The sequence below is a fragment of the Chryseobacterium sp. FH2 genome (assembly GCF_001045455.1).
Classification (GTDB): Bacteria; Bacteroidota; Bacteroidia; order Flavobacteriales; family Weeksellaceae; genus Chryseobacterium.
This window is the reverse complement of the sequence record NZ_LFNE01000004.1, coordinates 117,787-136,113: the sequence shown is the minus strand read 5'-3', so window position 1 is coordinate 136,113 and position 18,327 is coordinate 117,787. Positions and strand designations below refer to the sequence as shown.

General features: G+C 31.7%; 18 protein-coding genes and 1 tRNA gene. 10 read left to right on the top strand and 9 right to left on the bottom strand.

Annotated elements, in window-relative coordinates; genetic code table 11:
• The first annotated feature begins 5 nt into the window (after nt 1–5).
• The 4 genes from ACM39_RS07820 to ACM39_RS07805 all read left to right on the top strand — a co-directional run bounded on the left by ACM39_RS07820 (nt 6) and on the right by ACM39_RS07805 (nt 4,253).
• Nucleotides 6–509, top strand: coding sequence for an endonuclease V (locus ACM39_RS07820; protein ID WP_048510480.1), 504 nt, complete (start codon nt 6–8; stop codon nt 507–509).
• Nucleotides 510–772: 263 nt separating this feature from the next.
• Nucleotides 773–2,071 (top strand): GEVED domain-containing protein, encoded by a 1,299-nt coding sequence (locus ACM39_RS07815; RefSeq protein WP_048510479.1) that lies wholly within the window; start codon nt 773–775, stop codon nt 2,069–2,071.
• 400 nt (nt 2,072–2,471) lie between these two features.
• Nucleotides 2,472–3,269 (top strand): SDR family oxidoreductase, encoded by a 798-nt coding sequence (locus ACM39_RS07810; protein ID WP_048510478.1) that lies wholly within the window; start codon nt 2,472–2,474, stop codon nt 3,267–3,269.
• Between the two features lie 72 nt (nt 3,270–3,341).
• Entirely contained in the window at nt 3,342–4,253 is a 912-nt protein-coding gene (locus ACM39_RS07805; protein ID WP_048510477.1) for a helix-turn-helix domain-containing protein, read from the top strand.
• A 3-nt stretch (nt 4,254–4,256) separates the two neighbouring features.
• Here ACM39_RS07805 and ACM39_RS07800 read toward each other — a convergent pair whose 3' ends face one another.
• Together ACM39_RS07800 and ACM39_RS07795 are read right to left on the bottom strand one after the other, a co-directional pair.
• Nucleotides 4,257–5,165: a hypothetical protein gene (locus ACM39_RS07800; protein ID WP_048510476.1), complete on the bottom strand. Its 909-nt coding sequence runs from the start codon at nt 5,163–5,165 to the stop codon at nt 4,257–4,259.
• A gap of 30 nt (nt 5,166–5,195) precedes the next feature.
• Nucleotides 5,196–5,624 carry a hypothetical protein gene (locus ACM39_RS07795; protein WP_053073307.1) on the bottom strand — a complete coding sequence of 143 codons (429 nt, stop codon included), beginning with the start codon at nt 5,622–5,624 and terminating at the stop codon, nt 5,196–5,198.
• 120 nt (nt 5,625–5,744) lie between these two features.
• Here ACM39_RS07795 and ACM39_RS07790 point away from each other — a divergent pair, with 120 nt between their 5' ends.
• The 3 genes from ACM39_RS07790 to ACM39_RS19425 all read left to right on the top strand — a co-directional run bounded on the left by ACM39_RS07790 (nt 5,745) and on the right by ACM39_RS19425 (nt 7,038).
• Nucleotides 5,745–6,029, top strand: coding sequence for a hypothetical protein (locus ACM39_RS07790; protein WP_048510475.1), 285 nt, complete (start codon nt 5,745–5,747; stop codon nt 6,027–6,029).
• A gap of 6 nt (nt 6,030–6,035) precedes the next feature.
• Nucleotides 6,036–6,614, top strand: a complete 579-nt coding sequence (locus tag ACM39_RS19430; protein ID WP_228377078.1) for a hypothetical protein — start codon at nt 6,036–6,038, stop codon at nt 6,612–6,614.
• 85 nt (nt 6,615–6,699) lie between these two features.
• Complete coding sequence (locus tag ACM39_RS19425; protein ID WP_048510473.1) at nt 6,700–7,038, top strand: hypothetical protein; 339 nt, start codon at nt 6,700–6,702, stop codon at nt 7,036–7,038.
• Between the two features lie 18 nt (nt 7,039–7,056).
• Here the strand turns inward: ACM39_RS19425 and ACM39_RS07775 are convergent.
• Together ACM39_RS07775 and ACM39_RS07770 are read right to left on the bottom strand one after the other, a co-directional pair.
• Nucleotides 7,057–7,128: transfer RNA gene (locus tag ACM39_RS07775), tRNA-Arg, on the bottom strand.
• 322 nt (nt 7,129–7,450) lie between these two features.
• Complete coding sequence (locus ACM39_RS07770; protein ID WP_048510705.1) at nt 7,451–8,164, bottom strand: alpha/beta hydrolase family protein; 714 nt, start codon at nt 8,162–8,164, stop codon at nt 7,451–7,453.
• Nucleotides 8,165–8,542: 378 nt separating this feature from the next.
• Here ACM39_RS07770 and ACM39_RS07765 point away from each other — a divergent pair, with 378 nt between their 5' ends.
• Nucleotides 8,543–9,178 (top strand): NAD(P)-dependent oxidoreductase, encoded by a 636-nt coding sequence (locus tag ACM39_RS07765; protein WP_048510472.1) that lies wholly within the window; start codon nt 8,543–8,545, stop codon nt 9,176–9,178.
• 85 nt (nt 9,179–9,263) lie between these two features.
• Here ACM39_RS07765 and uvrA read toward each other — a convergent pair whose 3' ends face one another.
• On the bottom strand, nt 9,264–12,056 hold the full coding sequence (uvrA, locus tag ACM39_RS07760; RefSeq protein WP_048510471.1) for an excinuclease ABC subunit UvrA: 2,793 nt from the start codon (nt 12,054–12,056) through the stop codon (nt 9,264–9,266).
• Between the two features lie 507 nt (nt 12,057–12,563).
• Here uvrA and ACM39_RS07755 point away from each other — a divergent pair.
• Both ACM39_RS07755 and ACM39_RS07750 read left to right on the top strand, forming a co-directional pair.
• Complete coding sequence (locus ACM39_RS07755; protein WP_048510470.1) at nt 12,564–14,375, top strand: TonB-dependent receptor plug domain-containing protein; 1,812 nt, start codon at nt 12,564–12,566, stop codon at nt 14,373–14,375.
• A 49-nt stretch (nt 14,376–14,424) separates the two neighbouring features.
• On the top strand, nt 14,425–15,141 hold the full coding sequence (locus ACM39_RS07750; RefSeq protein ID WP_048510469.1) for a DUF2490 domain-containing protein: 717 nt from the start codon (nt 14,425–14,427) through the stop codon (nt 15,139–15,141).
• On the opposite strand, the gene ACM39_RS19420 is transcribed toward ACM39_RS07750, so the two are convergent.
• From ACM39_RS19420 to ACM39_RS07735, 4 genes are all read right to left on the bottom strand, one after another.
• Nucleotides 15,138–15,458: a hypothetical protein gene (locus tag ACM39_RS19420; protein ID WP_228377077.1), complete on the bottom strand. Its 321-nt coding sequence runs from the start codon at nt 15,456–15,458 to the stop codon at nt 15,138–15,140. The two genes, ACM39_RS07750 and ACM39_RS19420, sit on opposite strands and share 4 nt — an antisense overlap.
• A gap of 62 nt (nt 15,459–15,520) precedes the next feature.
• Complete coding sequence (locus ACM39_RS07745) at nt 15,521–16,846, bottom strand: M48 family metallopeptidase (RefSeq protein ID WP_228377076.1); 1,326 nt, start codon at nt 16,844–16,846, stop codon at nt 15,521–15,523.
• Nucleotides 16,847–17,167: 321 nt separating this feature from the next.
• Nucleotides 17,168–17,614: a phosphohydrolase gene (locus tag ACM39_RS07740; RefSeq protein WP_048510468.1), complete on the bottom strand. Its 447-nt coding sequence runs from the start codon at nt 17,612–17,614 to the stop codon at nt 17,168–17,170.
• 78 nt (nt 17,615–17,692) lie between these two features.
• On the bottom strand, nt 17,693–18,028 hold the full coding sequence (locus ACM39_RS07735) for a YegP family protein (protein WP_048510467.1): 336 nt from the start codon (nt 18,026–18,028) through the stop codon (nt 17,693–17,695).
• Nucleotides 18,029–18,327: the final 299 nt, after the last annotated feature.

Below are 18,327 nucleotides of genomic sequence, written 5' to 3'. Positions count from 1 at the left end.
GAAGAATGATTTACGCTTTTGATACATATTATTATGATGATTATGCCAATACAATCTGCATAGCTTTTGAAGATTGGACTTCCGAAAATGAAAACGAAATTTTCAGTGAAAAGACTTCCGTTGCTTCCAGCTATGAGAGTGGTGCTTTCTACAAAAGAGAATTACCCTGTATTTTAAGTTTATTAGAAAAAATTAATTTAAAAGAAAACGATATCATCATTATTGACGGCTATGTGACACTGAATGATGAAGGAAAGATAGGATTAGGCGGCTATCTTTATGAAGCGTTGGATAAAAAGTATCCCGTTATTGGACTTGCCAAAAATGAATTTACTACTCCTGATTCTCAAAGAAGAGTTATTTTAAGAGGTGAAAGTAAAACACCACTATTTCTTACGGCAAAAGGTGCTGACGTAGATGAAATTAAACCAAAAATTGAGCAAATGCACGGGAGTTTCAGGATTCCCGCTTTACTTAAAAAACTAGATCAGCTGACCCGGGTTTATTAAGTAATTTGATTTTAGCTTCAAATGATTTAATTATTAAAATAATAAAAATACAGAATATTTTGAATTTAATCTGAATGTTTTGTTTATAGAATCAATCTCATGTATAAAAGCTACTTTACCGGTAGCTTTATTTTTATATTTAAATTTTTGGTTCAGATAAAGGTTTTCAGGAAATTTCCATTACCTGATAAATGTCATTGGTATTATTATTTTTATTAATTCTAAATAAATATAAATTTGTAATCAATAAAAATGAAGTATAAATGAAAAAATTATCTCTACTTTTTGCCATTAGCGTTTCTGTTGCTGCTTTTGCACAAAACCCGTACTGTATTCCAACGTTTCAATATGGGGCAGACAGTAATATGATTACCAATATTGCATTTGGAAGTATAAACAATACATCTCCGTTTCAGTCTGGTTCTACACCTGTTTACGAAAATTTTACAGGGATATCGGCTGATATACAGGCTGGAAGTAGTTTAAGTATCTCTGTGAAAGGTCCTTCAAGTACTTTCCCCAGTGATGTTGTGGTATTTATTGATTTTAATAAAAATGGCAGTTTCGATGATGCTGGTGAGAGCTTTTATATTGGTCGCCTTGCTCCTGCAAATCCTGCAAATGCATATACAATTACGAGTAATATCACCATTCCGGCTAATGCAATTTCCGGAATGACAAGAATGAGAGTTCTTAAGAATACCAATACAGCAGCATATTCAGATCCGAATGCTCCCAATTCTATAGCAAGCGCCTGTCAGAGCTTAAGATCCGGACAGGCGGAAGATTATTCTGTTAATATTTTAGGAAATAATACTGTTTTTCCTGCTCCATATTGTGGTGATGAAGGTATCACAACGCTTACTGTAAGTGAAATCAGCAAAGTAGAATTTGCAGGAATTACAAAAGACAGTAATATCGATGGAAATTCTTCTACAATAGAAGACTTTACAAGTACAATTTTTAGTGTAAACAGAGGAAATTCATATCCCATCAATGTTACAGGCGGAACCCACGGCCAGTCAACGGTTTCTGCTTATGCGTATATTGATTTTAACCATAATAATATTTTTGAAGCAGATGAAACCTTTAATTTGGGGTATTTAGACAATTCTGATCCGGTTTCCAATACAGAATCCGGAATGGTTTCAGGAAATATTATAATCCCTTCTACAGCAATGTTGGGAGAGACACGTTTCAGAATAGTAAAAGCTTATGAATCAAATTCATGGATGGGAACCTTGGAAAATTTACCTTGCCCTACAGGCTGGTTTATCGGCCAGGTAGAAGATTATACCGTTAATATTTCCCCGACTGTGCTGTCTACGGCTGAAATTCACAAAAATAATCTTGCAGTTTATCCGAACCCAACCACCGGAATTGTAAATATTCAGACTTCCGATAAAATTGAAAAGTATGAAATTTACAGTGTATCAGGTCGAAAAATAGGAGAGGGAAATAACAAAACCATTGATTTAAACGATTTCCCTGAGGGAACATATTTAGTTAAAATCCAGTTTGATAATCAAAAGACAGTAACTCAAAAAATTATCAAAAAATAAAAACACATATCTAATCATATCCATATCAATTTTTGTTTTTTTCAAACCGGCGAGCCTTATTCGCCGGTTTTTATATTGATTTTAGAAAATAAATACTGGAAGAAAAGAAGCTTCTATATTAGTCCGGCCTGTCGAAGATAATGCTAATCTCTTATCAAGAATACAACAAAAAATTTTTTGACGAAAAGAAAAAGTATTAAGAGAATTTCCTGTTGAAGATTCTAAGATTATTTGGAAATGACAAAAAAGCGATTCATGCCAGTGGCACAAAGATTATAGGCCTCTTAGTGAGTAGCTTTTTTATATGTTTTCATTTTGGCTACATCATAATCCGTTTTGGCAACTTTAGTCTTTCTGTGAAGTCGCAACTTTGTCATGTAAAAATTAAATAAATAAAAAAATGAAAACAATTTTCATAACAGGCGCATCTACAGGATTAGGAAAAGCTGCCGCAAAATTATTTCAAAGCAGAGGATGGAACGTAATTGCAACGATGAGAAATCCGGAATCTGAAACAGAACTTACACAAGTTGAAAACATAACGCTTCTTCCATTAGACGTTACAAATTTAGAGCAAATTCAGACGACAGTAAAAAATGCTTTAGAAATCAGTGATATCGACTTAGTTTTTAATAATGCGGGTTATGGTTTGATTGGTCCTTTGGAAGCTTTGAATGATGATCAGATTTTAAGACAACTGGATACTAATTTATTGGGCGTAATTCGTGTGACAAAAGAATTTATCCCTTATTTCAGAGAGAGAAAAAGAGGAATGTTTATTACTACAACTTCTATCGGCGGATTGATCGCTTTTCCCTTAGGCTCTGCTTATCATGCCACAAAATGGGCATTGGAAGGATGGAGCGAAAGTTTGGCTTATGAATTAAACAAATTCGGAGTAGATGTGAAAACTGTTTCTCCGGGAGGTATCAAGACAGATTTTATCAGCCGTTCTTTGGACATGGCAACAAGTCCTGAATATGATGAAATGGTAAAAGCAATGTTTTCAAACACTGAAACGATGATGGCAGGTGCTTCTGAACCGGAATTAATCGCTGAAGTAGTATATGAAGCTGCAACGGACGGTAAAAAGCAATTGAGATACGTTGCCGGAGAAGATGCAAAAGCTTTGTATGCCCAACGTATAGAGAAAGGTGCTGAGGCTTTCAGAGAAGAGTTTGGAAAACAATTTATCTGATTTTAACCAGGAATAAATTGCACGGTTTTTTATTGGGCTGTGCAATTTTCTAAAATTACCTACCTTTATAATATGGAAAAGAAAGACTCTCCAACTAAAATTTCTTCTGTTTCGGAATTGCATGCCATTTTGCAGCTTCCCAAACCGTTGCATCCGTTGATTAGCTTGGTTGATAACAGCAAAATGAGTATCAATAAAGAATTTCTTTACAAAAGTTTTCATTTGGGGTTTTATAAAATTTCTTACAAATTTTCTGAAAACGGAAAGATGGGTTACGGACAGGGATATTATGATTTTAATGAAGGAGGAATGATGTTTACATCTCCCAATCAGATTATTTCAACCGATGAAGATGCTGAGTATTATGGTTACACATTATTTATTCACCCTGATTTTATCAGAAATTATCCTTTAGCCAAAAACATCAAAAAGTATGGTTTCTTTTCTTATGATACGAATGAAGCCCTGCATTTATCTGACAAAGAAAAAACACTGATTGTTGGTTTGCTAAACAATATTGATGGAGAATTAAACACATCAATTGATGAAGTAAGTCAAGATGTTATCATATCTTATATTGAGGTTTTGCTGAATTACAGCAATCGTTTTTATAAAAGGCAGTTTATCACCCGAAAAACCATAAATCATGATCTTCTTTCCAAAATGGAACGAATTTTAGAAGACTACTTCAACCAACAGGAAACCTTAACGAAAGGCCTTCCCACAGTGGAATTTATGGCTTCACAAATGAATCTGTCCCCACATTATTTAAGTGATATGCTTCGAAATCTGACAGGTCAGAATGCCCAACAACACATTCATGAAAAGCTAATTGAGAAGGCAAAAGAATACCTTACGACAACTAACTTATCGGTTTCAGAAGTCGCATATTATCTGGGTTTTGAGCATTCTCAGTCATTTAATAAATTATTTAAAAAGAAAACGAATACTACTCCCTTGCATTACAGATTGTCTTTTAATTAGATTCTATTCCTCATAAGGCAAGCCAAGTTTATGATTGACAAATCTATACATCTCATATCGATCCTTAGGCATGGCGAGCATTGTCTTTATAATTGCTGAAGTCTCACTTTTGGGATTTTCTTTGAGAAACCTTTGAAATTCCTTTAAATTTTCAGCTGTAAAACCACCGCCATCATTTTGAGTCGGAGTATTGTCATATCCTAAAAGATAGGCTGCCCGATATTCCTGCAATTCACCTTGTACTTTTTTATCTAACTTTGAAGCAGGAAAATCATTTAAAAAACTTTCACGAGCAAGGACACGTTTCGCCACATCACTCCAGGGGATTGAAATAGAAGCATCTGAAACAAATAATACTTTATTCTCCTCTGAGACAAATCCCAGATATCTTTGATAATCCGGAGTCAGTTTTCCGTTAAATATTTTAGAATAAAAATCAGGAAACATGCGAAGTTCTGTGATAGCTTCACCTATATCCCAAAATTCTATTCCACTCTGCCCATAAGAGCGTACAGTCTCTTTTTCTGATTCAGGGATTTTTAAAATTGATTTTTCAGTTTCGGGATTATAGTCATAAAATTCATAGAATTTTTCTAATAATCCGGCTTGTTTGCCTTCTAACAAAACCAAAGCAGAATCATTTTCTTTTCTGTAGTTTTCATAGATCAGATCATTTTCTTCAGGAGAAGAAGAATTTTCCAGCAATTTTATGATTTCCTTTTTTCTTTGTTGGAGATGATTTAAAATTTCCTTTTCAGATTTTAATGAATCGAGATAAACGGGAGGCAGATTAAAATTGATTTTAATACTCGCAGTCTCATTATTTTTAGACGTTATTTCTGCTGTTTTTTCTTCTTTTTTACAAGAATATAATAAAGAAATAAGCGTAATGCTTACTATTATTTTTTTCATGAAGCTTATTATAATATAAATTTTAAAGACTTAACAATCATTCATTTCATAATTTACCTGGTCGTACTTTTCATCATACGATTGAATTACTTTACTGTTTGTCGGGATTTTTTTAAGATTCACATTTAGTTTTTTGTTTCCATCCGGGGAAATCCAATACCCTTTAAGAATATCATTTGTTTTTTTAACACTGATAATTCCTGTAATTCCGCCTTCTACCATTACCATACGATTCTCTTCATCGTCAGCTATTTCAAGGTAAAGCCAATTGCTCACGTTATCATATTTATACATTCCCCTGTAACTTGTAGTAGGGCATCCTGAAATTTCTTCTATAAGATACATGGTAACAGGAAATTTATCAATCGTTCCCTTATAAAGATATTTTTTAATTTCCTGTGCAGTAATCTTTCCAAACGGGAAAAGCAATACCGCTACTAATAGACATTTAATTTTCATAGTAATATCTGAATTTTAATGCCAAGATATGAAAACCTCTAAATTTGGGAAAATAACAGAAAAAATTTATTATTCGAAAAAAAATCATATTTTTTATAAAGATTTGAATACGATTTATTAATGAAAAACAATCCGTTTATTACTGTTTTCCTTCTGTTTTGCATAGAAGCAACGCTGCTTATCTTTCTTGATTATATTGATTTTATGCCTGTTGACGGAGAGCTAATGCTGATTTTTCTGTGTTTTACAGTTCCTGTTATTTCAGTTTTAATATCCGTTTTCAGCAAAGATTTAGCAAATAAAAAAGCATTCAGATATTTTTCCTTTTTTATTTTAATGGTTGCTATTATCATATTTGCGGCATTATCTTATTTATCCGCTTTAGGAAAAGCTTATCAACACTAAATGATTATGAAAAGAACAAAAATAGATTATATTAATATTTTTCTAGCGGCAGTTTTGGTGCTCCTGATCATTATCAATTCTGAAGCCAGAATTAAAAATAAAGAACAGGATAAAATATATTGGAATGCAGAAATTCACAGTATATCAGAAAATTCTTCAAAAACAGGTTTAAATATTATTAAGGTTGTAGACGCTGTTTTTTACAATAATTTTAATCATTCTACAATCTATATTGATTATGACTCAAAAGAACTTATGAGTTCTAAGAGCAGGGATTCTATCTACTTCAGAACCCAAAAGGAACTTTTACCGGATTCTTTAAGTTTAAAATATTTCTCAATAGATGAACGAAAATTTTACTTGTTGACCACCAAACTTTCCTATTTAAAGATGAAAGATTGGGTAAAAAACATTGAAATGGCATCTACTTTACGATTGGAAATACAGTCAAGAGGGAAAATTCTATTAAAAATAGGTCAACTTGAAGATAAAAATTCTAAGTTTCAACTTATAGAAAATTTTCAGGCCGAAGAAACTATTGGAAGTATAGACATGTTGGTTTACAAAAAATCTTTAGGGTCATAAATACAATGATTATAAAGGCATCCAAAATATCATCGACTTTTCAGACTTACTTGAAAATGAATATAATTGGACTTTCAAAGCTGAGATGGAAGATGGCGATGTACTAAAAGATGTTTATGCAAATTCTTATAGTGACGAAGCAATAGATATTCCAGAAGATAATGAAGTATCAAGAATGCGAAATATTCCAAGAACTATTTACATAGATTGGGGAAAGAAGAAGAAATATGGTATTCAGTATAGTTTTAATCCTAATGAAATCTTGAATGCATTTAGAAAACTTAATGAAGTAGATACCGAACCTATTGAAATAAAATTTAAATTATTTCAAAATAAATATCCCCAATGTGAAATTTCCAAACGTGGAATTATTATTCCTTTGAAAGAACTGTATCCGCATTTACCTACAAAATACGTTGATTAGATGTAAAAACATTAAAAATAGCCTCACCAAGAATCGAACTTGGATCTAAAGTTTAGGAAACTTCTATTCTATCCATTGAACTATGAGGCCATAATTTCCATAAAGTTATTAATTTATCTGTAAAAATTAATTGAAATATGATATAGAATAAAAGAATCCGTTCTTTAGGAACGGATTCAGTAGATAATACATCTCATTTTTTTTAATTAGACAACAATAAAAAGCACAGCCGACAATGCTGTGCTTAAATTTTTATAAATTTAATTGCAATTTCAAAACTGAAAAAAGCAAAATATATTTCCACCTCAGTAATTATTACATAGTAAATGTAGTAATAATTTTAATACGATATATAAATTTAATGTTAAAATTAACAACTTATCCACATTTTTTTGTGGATAAGTTGTTGAGCTTATTTTTCATTCAAATACCCTTCAATAAAAGAATTCAGTGTTTTTCTTTCTTCATCATTCCCTTTATCATCCATTGTTCCATGATTGATATTTGTAAATTGAATGGTAATGTTAAACTTTTCCTGCTCGGCTTCATTGGGCAAAACCCCTTCATCTGCAGGATAATCATTTGATCTTAAAGTATAAATCTTTGGAATTGCCGTCTTGGGAAGATACATTCTTCTGTTATCCATTGTAATAATTTTATAAATTAAATTTGGATATTTATTGGCAAATAAAGCGGTCATATCGCCACCGTTAGAATGTCCGATTAAAGTCAGGTGCCTATAATCAAGTTCGGGTTTTGATTTTTTTATTTCCTTTAAAACAAATAAAATATTTTCAACACCCCGCTCCCAAAAAGGCATTCTTACAGTTTGTGGTTTTCCTTCCATAGGAATCAATGCATCAGTAGGCAGTTCATGTTGAATACTTACTACAAAATATCCTTTTGATGCTAAGTTTTCTGTTAAATAAGAATAAATTAAATAATCTCCACCATGATTTGCCCCATATCCATGACTGAAAATTACAACCTGCTGACCCGGGATTTTCTTTTCTGTTTTCGGACTGAAAAATGCAACCGGAATTTTCCGGCCTCTGGCTTTGTCAAACATGGTTAAAGTATCCAGCTTCACTTCATAAATATTGGTTGAGCCTATATCTTTCTTCACTGAACAATTAATTAAAAATAACAAAATCGCTAAAAGGGGAAGAAATTTGTATTTCATGGTTTAATTTATAAGAATGTTATATTTTTTGATTTTAAAAATAAGAAAAATTAACAGCCTTTTGTTATCAGGATAAAGGTTAGCATTTTGGAAAACTATAAATAGGATACTGTTTGTAGTTTATAAAAAAATAGATAATTTTGTTCTATTAAAATCTCTTTATAAATATTACCCACATTCAGGCAAATTCTAAAGCTTGAAACTTAAAGGTTCAAAGTTGCTGTACCTCTGTTAACCTATTATCATAAACGAAAGCGTAAAAAAAACAATATACTTATGTGCTTTTTTACTTTTTCCCAATCAATAATAAAGAGAACTATTATGAAAACAAATACAATAGCCGTAATCGGCGGAACAGGAAAATCCGGAAAATATCTTGTTCAAAATCTTTTAGATAAAAGCTATCCCGTTAAATTATTACTTAGATCTCCCGAGAGTTTTACTTTTGAAAATCCTTTAATTGAAATTGTAAAAGGAGATGCAAGAGATTATGATTCAGTTGAGAAACTCATTAAGGATTGTAATATCGTGATAAGCACTTTGGGGCAGCCAAAAGGAGAGAAATCAATCTTCAGTGATGCTGCTGAAAATATCATTAAAGCAATGAATTTTTATGGAATTAAAAGATATATTGTTACAACCGGTCTAAGTGTAAACACTCCTTTTGATAATAAAAATGAAAAGGTAAAAATGGCAACCGACTGGATGTACCAAAACTATCCCGAAACTACAAATGACAAACAGAAAGAATATGATCTTTTTACAGAAAGTAACCTAGACTGGACTTTGGTAAGGCTTCCTTTAATTCATCTCACTTCTGAAAGTTTTAAAACCGAAACAAATCTTGAAGATTGTAAAGGAGAAACTATTTCTGCAACAGACTTAGCCGAATTTTTAATTTCTCAGATTGATGATAAAACCTTTCTCGGGAAAAGTCCTTTTTTGTATAATATTTAGAATTTTAGGAATAGGACGCTTAACATCTTAAATCACCTTAATGATTTAATAAAAGAGAGAGTCATTTTTTGACTCTCTTGCTATTTTAATTCTCCAGCTTTTCTTTAATATACTTTGCTGTATGGGATTTTTTATTTTTTGATAAATCTTCCGGTGTTCCGGTAAAAACAACTTCACCACCATGTTTTCCTGCTTCCGGGCCAATGTCGATAATATAATCAGCAGATTTTATAATATCCGGCTGATGCTCAATAACAATAACGGAATGTCCTAAATCAATCAATGCCTGTAATGACTTTAATAATTTTTGAATATCATGGAAATGCAGCCCTGTAGAAGGTTCATCAAAAATAAATAAAGTTTTATCTGTCGTTACACCTTTTACCAAGAATGAAGCCAACTTCACACGCTGAGCTTCACCTCCGGAAAGGGTAGAAGAGCTTTGTCCTAATTGCAAATATCCCAACCCGACATCCTGTAAGGGCTTCAGCTTAGTTACAATTTTGTCTTCATTATTATCTTTGAAAAATGCCAATGCTTCATCTACGGTCATGTGAAGGATATCCGAAATGTTTTTTTCGTCATATTTTACTTCAAGAATTTCGTTTTTAAAACGTGTTCCTTTACAGACTTCACATTCAAGCTCAATATCTGCCATGAACTGCATCGAAACATTGATAACGCCTTCTCCCTTACATTCGTCACATCTTCCTCCGTCTACATTGAAAGAGAAGTGCTTGGGCTTGTAACCCATCATTTTCGCAATCTTTTGTTTAGAAAACAAATCTCTGATGTCATCATAAGCTTTCAGATAAGTCACAGGATTGGAACGGGAAGATTTTCCGATGGGATTCTGATCGATTAATTCGATATGTTTAATCAGTTTTTTCGGAAATTCCACAGAATCATAATCTCCTTTTTTACCACCCATCCCTAATTGAATCTGAATGTCGTTTGTCAGAATTTCTTTCATCAAAGTAGATTTTCCACTCCCGGAAACTCCGGAAATCACGACAAGGCTTTCCAAAGGTACATCTACATCAATGTTTTTAAGATTGTTTTGACGTGCACCTTTTATATGAATCCATTCTTTGCCTTTTCTGCGTTTTGCAGGAACTTCAATTTCTAATCTTCCTGTCAGATATTTTGAAGTTAGGGTATCTGCATCTTTTAATTCTTTATAATCTCCTGCGAAAACTAATTCACCTCCCAGATAACCCGCTTCCGGACCAATATCAATAATATAATCTGCAGCTTTCATCACATCTTCATCATGTTCTACCACAATGACAGTATTTCCAAGGTCACGAAGATTTTTTAAAACTTCAATTAAATTTTCTGTGTCTCTTGAATGAAGACCGATTGACGGCTCGTCTAATATATATATAGAACCTACCAAAGAACTTCCTAAGCTCGTGGCGAGATTAATTCTCTGGCTTTCTCCTCCTGAAAGTGTATTTGAAGTTCTGTTCAGAGTTAAATATCCTAACCCAACTTTTAATAAAAATTCCAGACGGGTTGTGATTTCATATAATAACCTTTTTGCAACCTCCTGGTCATGTTCAGATAGTTTTAAATTATTAATCAAAGGGAAAAGCTCATCCAACGGAAGCTCAATCATTGACTGAATATTATGTCCGTCAATTTTCACCCAGGTCGTTTCTTCACGCAGTCTCAAACCTTCACAGGTAGGGCAAAGCGTTTTTCCTCGGTATCTGGAAAGCATCACTCTGTATTGGATTTTGTATAAATTTTCTTCAAGCATTTTGAAGAAATTATCAATTGATGGGAATGTACTTTTTCCGTCACCTTTCCAAAGGTATTTTTTCTGCTCTTTGGTTAATTGATGGTAAGGCTTATGAATAGGGAAATCTTTTGCTTTTTTAATGAAATCTTTTTTCCATTCGCTCATACTTTCACCTCTCCATGAAGCGACTGCATCTTCGAAAATTGATAAAGTCTTATTAGGAATTACCAAATCTTCATCAATTCCTATTACTTTTCCGTACCCTTCACAGGTCGGGCAGGCTCCGTAAGGATTATTAAAGCTAAAGAAATGAACGTTTGGTTCAAGAAATTCAATTCCGTCAAGCTCAAATTTATTTGAAAATTCTTTTACTTTTTCCGTTTCAATATTCTTTAGAGAACAATATCCACGGCCTTCATAAAAAGCCATTTGAATAGAATCTGCCAAACGCTGAAGGAAACTTTCATCTTCTTCATAAGCAAAACGGTCTATAACCAAATTGATAGTCATTCCTTTTTCAGGAATAAATCCAAAACTTTCCAAATCCTCAATTCCTGCTACATTTCCATTGATTTCCAACCTTGTAAAACCGGCTAGTTTCAGAACATTGAGATTCTCACCGAAATTGGCAATATCATATTCCAAAGGTGCTGTCAACAAAAATGAAGCATCTTTTTTGGAAGTTTTAATGAAGTCTACCACATCAGAAACCGAGTCTTTTTTCACCTCTTCACCGGAAACAGGAGAAAATGTTTTCCCGATTCTTGCAAAAAGAAGTTTCATATAATCGTAAATTTCTGTAGAAGTTCCTACGGTAGAACGGGGATTCGAAGAAATTACTTTCTGCTGAATGGCAATGGAAGGCGCTAAACCTTTAATATCATCCACTTTTGGTTTTTCTAATTTTCCCAAAAACTGACGTGCGTAAGAACTCAGACTTTCAACGTACCTTCGCTGTCCTTCTGCATAAATGGTATCAAAAGCAAGAGAAGATTTCCCACTTCCGGAAACCCCTGTGATAACAATCAGCTTATTTTTCGGAATGAGTACATCTATGTTTTTCAGGTTGTTAAGATGTGCATTTTTAACAAAAACCTGTTTCTTTATATCTATTTCTGTTGTATTAGCCATAGTAAATTTAAGACTAACAAAATTACGAATTTTTAGCGGATCTTTTCTGATTTAATTATAGACAAATCTAGTAATCATTTTAAGTAAAATACAATAACATTTTTTTTAAAAAATTAATAAAAAAATTGATAATTTAACATTGGCAATATGTTAAACGTACTAAAAATTAAATAAATATCAATCAAAATGAATTATCCGATTGATATAATTTACAGTCAATATTAAATTTTATGATTTTTGTTATCTTTTTCATTTATCCTATTGTTTTATGTTTTAAAATTATTTAAAATTGTATTCATAAATATGTAATATAGAAATGAGAAAATTGTTCAGAGATCTAGTTACACATTTAATGAGAAAAAGATAAAAATTCAACAGTTATTCCCACACAAGATGCAGCCTTCCCTGCATCTTTTTTTATGATAATTATCATTTTCTAGTCTTATATAACTCCACTATTTTTGGAACTGTAAAAAAGAAACTAACCGGTAATAAACTAATTGGGGTATGATAAAAAAAATAGGAAGTGTTTTTTTCATTGGATCAATGCTTTTCATGAAGGCTCAGGAAAAATCCACCGACATTGAAACGATTGAATTTCAGGGAAAATTTATTTCCACACCTTATAAGGCAGCTAATCAAAATATTACTGTTATCACGAAGGAAGAAATTGCCAATTCGCCTGCAAAAAGTATCGATGAAATGCTTCAGCAGGTTGCCGGTATGGATATCAGAAGGAGGGGAGCGAATGGTGTACAAAGCGATGTTTCCTTTAGGGGGAGCTCTTTTGAACAGGTCCTTCTCCTTATTAACGGAATCAGAATGAATGACTCCCAAACAGGACATAACTCCTTAAATATTCCTGTAGATTTAGAAGATGTAGAAAGAATAGAAGTGATAAAAGGTCCCGCGGCAAGAAGGTTTGGACAAAATGCTTACGCCGGAGCCATCAATATTATTACTAAAATTAATCCCGGTAAAAAGGTGAAGATAAATGCAGAAGCAGGAGATTACGAAACCTATGGATTAGGTCTAAATGCTAATTTGGGAGGAGAAAAGTTTTCAAATTCACTGACTGTAAATTCCAACTCGTCACAAGGTTATATGCACAATACAGATTATGAAATCCGTAATATTTTTTATCAAAACCAGCTGAAAATAAAGAACGGAGATTTGAGATTACAGGCAGGTTTTTCCGAGAAAAAATTCGGTGCAAACGGATTTTATTCTTCATCACAGGCAACCGAGCAGTATGAGGAACTTCAATCTTCCATCATAAGTTTGGCTCACAGACAGAGCTTCGGAAACTTTAAACTGAATTCAAATGTATATTGGAGAAGAGGGCAGGATATGTATTTATATAACCGTGAAAAGCCTGAAATTTATAGAAATATGCATATCGGGAACAATGTAGGTGGTGAAGTGAACTCAAGCTATACCTGGGGATTGGGGACGACCGGTTTAGGTGTTGAACTGAGAAAGGAATTTTTAGCAAGTAATAATTTAGGTAATAGAGAACGTTTTGTATCACAGGTATTCTTTGAACATTATTTCTCTTTCTTTAAGAAGAAACTTAACATTTCTCCGGGAATTTCCTGGGCAAATTATTCTAATGAGGGAAACTTCTTTTATCCAGGTTTAGATGTCGGATATAATTTTAACGATAATAATAAGATCTACGGAAATATTTCAAAAGTCCACAGGGTTCCTACCTTTACCGATTTATATTATTCAAGTAATACAGAGCAGGGAAATGCTCTTTTAGTACCTGAAAATGCAGTTTATGCAGAAGTTGGATATCAATATCAGACAAAGAATATTTTAGCAAAAGTAAGTGGATTTTTAAGAAGCTCGAACAACTCAATTGACTGGATAAAAATGTCTGTAAATGATCCTGTCTGGTATGCTCAAAATGTAGGGGACACAGAAATAAAAGGAGTGGAAATAGAAGTAAATCATCAATTGACAGATTGGCTGAAATATTCTATAGGTTATACTTATTTGGATAATGATTTTAAAGAACCTAAAGACTTTGTTTCAAGATATACCTTAGATAATTTGAAACATCAGTTTGTAGCAAAATTAGAAACAAAATTCCTGGAATACTTTACCAATGAACTTGTTTACAGATATAACGATCGATTGAATTTAACAAGCTATAATCTTTTAGATGAAAAAATAAGCTTTGCTAAAAAAGATTTTTCGGTGTATGTTTTAATCAATAATTTGACAAATACAAAATATACGGAAGCCTTTGCTGTTCAAATGCCTAATAGATGGTTTCATGTAGGGGTTACCTATAATATTAATATTAAGTAAACTTAACATTACCGAATTATTAAATAATTTACTTTTGCAAAAATTTTTTATGAAACTGTTTATAAGCTTAAGTTTACTTCTCAGTATTACATTTTTTAAAGCACAGGAGCATATTTCCAGCTTCAATGCAGTGACTCTTACCTATAAGTTTCATCCAAAATTTTTCCTTTATGCAGAAGGCCAGTTGCGCGGAAATGAAGACTATACATATCCTGATTACTACGAAATAAAAGGGGGATTGGGATATAATCTTACTAAAAATCATAAGCCATTTGTAGGTTTGGGAAGATATGTAAACTACAAAAATCATGATCTTAGCAGAGAAGAATTCAGAGTGTGGCTTCAGGACGTTATCGACATAAAAAAAGGGATTGTGAAATTCGAAAATCGTTTCCGTGCCGAAAAAAGCTGGTTTTACGAGCCAAATACAGACAAGACTTCTCAAAGGATGCGTTACCGCTACCGTTTGAATATAAGTGTTCCTTTAAATACTAAAGAAGTGAAAAAAGGAACAATCTTCGCAAATGCTTATGATGAAATATTTTTGGTAAGCCCCATGAAACCTACTTTTGCAAGAAACAGAGTTTATGGAGGTTTCGGATACCAAATTGATGATTATTTCGGTATCGTAACAGGCTACCTTTGGCAGAGAGAATTTGAAGCAGCAGGAAATAAAAACCTTCATTTTATTTATCTGGCCTTAAATATCAATATCGACGGAACAAATCATCCTGTAAAAACATATGATTATCCGGGAGCGGATTAGGATACCTTTTCTAATTTTAATTGAAAATCAAGCAATTCTTCTTTAAAATCTATATAGGATTTACTAATTAAAGCTCGATATTCATTTACTACAGCAAACACAGTGTCAACTTCATTTTGCAGATATCTGTCATTATTAAAATAAATATAATGTGAATTGAGATACTGTTTTAGCATATCCCTGTTTTTATCATTTAGTAACTCTCTGTAACTAGAATGTTCAATGAAATCATTAAGTTTTTGTTTAAAAGGTTTTTCTTCTCTTAGTAATATAGCTCTGTACCTACGAATTTCCTCATGAGATAACTGAAAGCTCATAAACTGTAAATGATTTACGAATTTATTAATTGAGTTTTGAAATTCATCATATTCTTTATCAATTACAGCAAATTTTTTATATTTATTTTTAAGGATTTCTTTATTTTGACTATCTGCAATATTGTAGAAATATTTGAAAATCTGTTTATAAAATCTTTCGAAAATTTTGGAATAAGAATTTTAGCTTCTCCTGATTTATACAGTTTTCCATTAAATTTGAAGGTTTTTATAACCTTAGGATTAACCGTAAGATGATTTAAAGTATAAATATCATTTTCAAGTCCTATTTTCTCATGAATAAGCGAAACATTCTCATCATTAAAAAAATCATTATTTGTAATATCTGTAGTTTCATTTATTAATGATTCAACATCTTCTAAAACGGGATTATGCCTCTCATAATATCCATTAAAATTTATATTCATTACCTGATTAGGGTATTTTATCAGATAAAGTTCCATAAACGTTTCATTGTCAATCACCTCACCTGTATTTTTTATATTATGAAGTGTTAGGAATTTTTTAGTTAAAGCCTTACCAATTTCATTAAAACCATTAATAATACTTTTCGCCAGATCATGATTTTCAGGATTATTTTTAGTTTTATTCTTCCCAATCATCTCGATTCTCTTTTCAGTTTCAGGATGAGATGCCCACTGATCTTCTATTTCAATTCTAGCTTTATTATAACGTTTTAAATCGTCAAAATTTACTTTTGGTAAATCATGTTCATAGTAATGATTATTTCTTTCACTAATAATCTTCATTACTGAAGTCTGATTATCATATAAATTCTCAGGAAGATAATTTTGCTCGTCATCAGTATAAAATAAAAATGAACTATTGAAAGCTGTTTCGCTTAATTCTAGCCTTAATAAAGAAGAAACCTGTTCTTTAGGATTAGTAATATAGGTTGCGATAGCATCCGCATGGAACTCCATCTCCCTTCTTAAAGAAGCATGGTTTTTAAAAAGGAAATCTGACAGATTTTTTAAAATATATTGAAATACATTAATAAAGCCAATAGAGATCATTCCAAAAAATTTAAAAGCCCAATGTTCATAGCCGTGCAATAAAAAATTTTCATAATTTTTATTATTATAAACTGTATCGAAAATAATTTTTTCCGCCTGATTTACATATCCTCCAACTTTCATACTACGTTCAGAAAAATGTCCAAATTCATGAGCCAAAACGGTCTTCAATTCACCTATAGTGACAGAATTAATTAGTCCCATTCCAATAGTAAGATTTTTCTTTACAGGTAAAAACATACTCCAAAATATAGAATTGTAACTTACGCTCGCGTTGACATCAGGAGAAAGAAAAACCTTTTTAGGTTGTTGCACATTTGTTTCTGTTACAATTTCATCTATAATAGCAAACAATTCTGGTTGATGTTGTCTGTTAATTTCTACTAAATGTGTTGTATTATAATTACTTTTTGAAAAAATGAATTTAATTAAAAAATAAAAAACAAATATTCCTATACTAAATAATCCTAGTGCAACAATTCCGGTAAGATAATTTACTTTAAAAGACAGAATTTTTACAGCTCCAAAACCTAATAAAAAAATTAAAAGGAGAGAAATTAGAATTAGAATGATATAGATTACAAAAAATATTGAAATTGATATGATTGAAGAAATCAGCTTAGTTTTATAAGCTGATGAAATTTTAGGTAGGTTATTAATTATGTGTTTTTTATTTTAATACTTTTCTATCAAATAATGATAAGCTTTTAAATACTTATTAAACCTTTTAATATCTTTTGGTGTAAGCTCACGATTTACTCTTCGTAAATCCATATTATCACGTAGATCATTTAGTTTTACGGCAACAGCAAGAGGGGAGCGTTCTGTTCTTTTTACAAAATCATCATATTCTTCCTCAGGATCAAATTTTGTCAGACAGCTAATCGCAAAAATAATGTATTCAGGAAAACCTTCTCCTCTCAAGTAATCAAGGCTGAAATTTTCAGGATGATCTTCTACAACGTCGTGTAAAACTCCAACGATTTTTTCGTCTATCGTTTTACCATATTCCATAACACGCATAACATGAGCAATATATGGGGTATGGTATTTATCTGTTTGACCTTTATGTGCTTTATCAGCTATTTTTATGGCTCTGTTTAGTAGTTCTTCTTTTGTCATTCCAATGGAAATAGATTACAAAAATAAAAAATGCCTCAAAATCTGAAGCATTTTTTTTATAAATTATTTTACATAATATTATGGTTTGGTTTCATCTTCCACAGATGCATTAGGAGCATTGTTCTGTACAGATTCAATTCCGTTTTCCATTCCGTTTTCGGATTCGTACATTTGACTGGTTCCGATGATTTGCCCGTTTGAAGCTTTTAGGGTGAAGTAGCAACGCTCATCTTTAGCTTTTTTCCTTTCAAATTTTGAATCATCTTGAGAGTTTTTCTTTACAGATTCTATTCCGTTTTCACATCCTGATTTTGAATTGTACCCCTGGCTCGTCAAAATAACTTGTCCATTAGCTGCTTTTAAATTAAATTGAAAATCATCATTTGATCTTTTGGTAATAATAAATTTTCCCATTGTTTATATTTTAAGGTTTTTCATTTTTAGTTTTCTTTTTATTATCCGTTTCTTAGCATGATAAAATTTTACATTATCCCTTTTTTTCAGATTTCATTTTTGAGTAGAAACTGTCTAGAAATTAAAATTAACATAATAAAAAATGTTTTATCCGTGTTGAATTTTTTAATAAAAATAAATAAAAAATTTGAAATTAAACGGTTTAGAATCCTATCTATTATCATTTAAAAGCAATTCATGTTCTTTTATTATTATTTTTTCATAAAAAACAACTTTAAGTTATTTAAATTCATAATTAC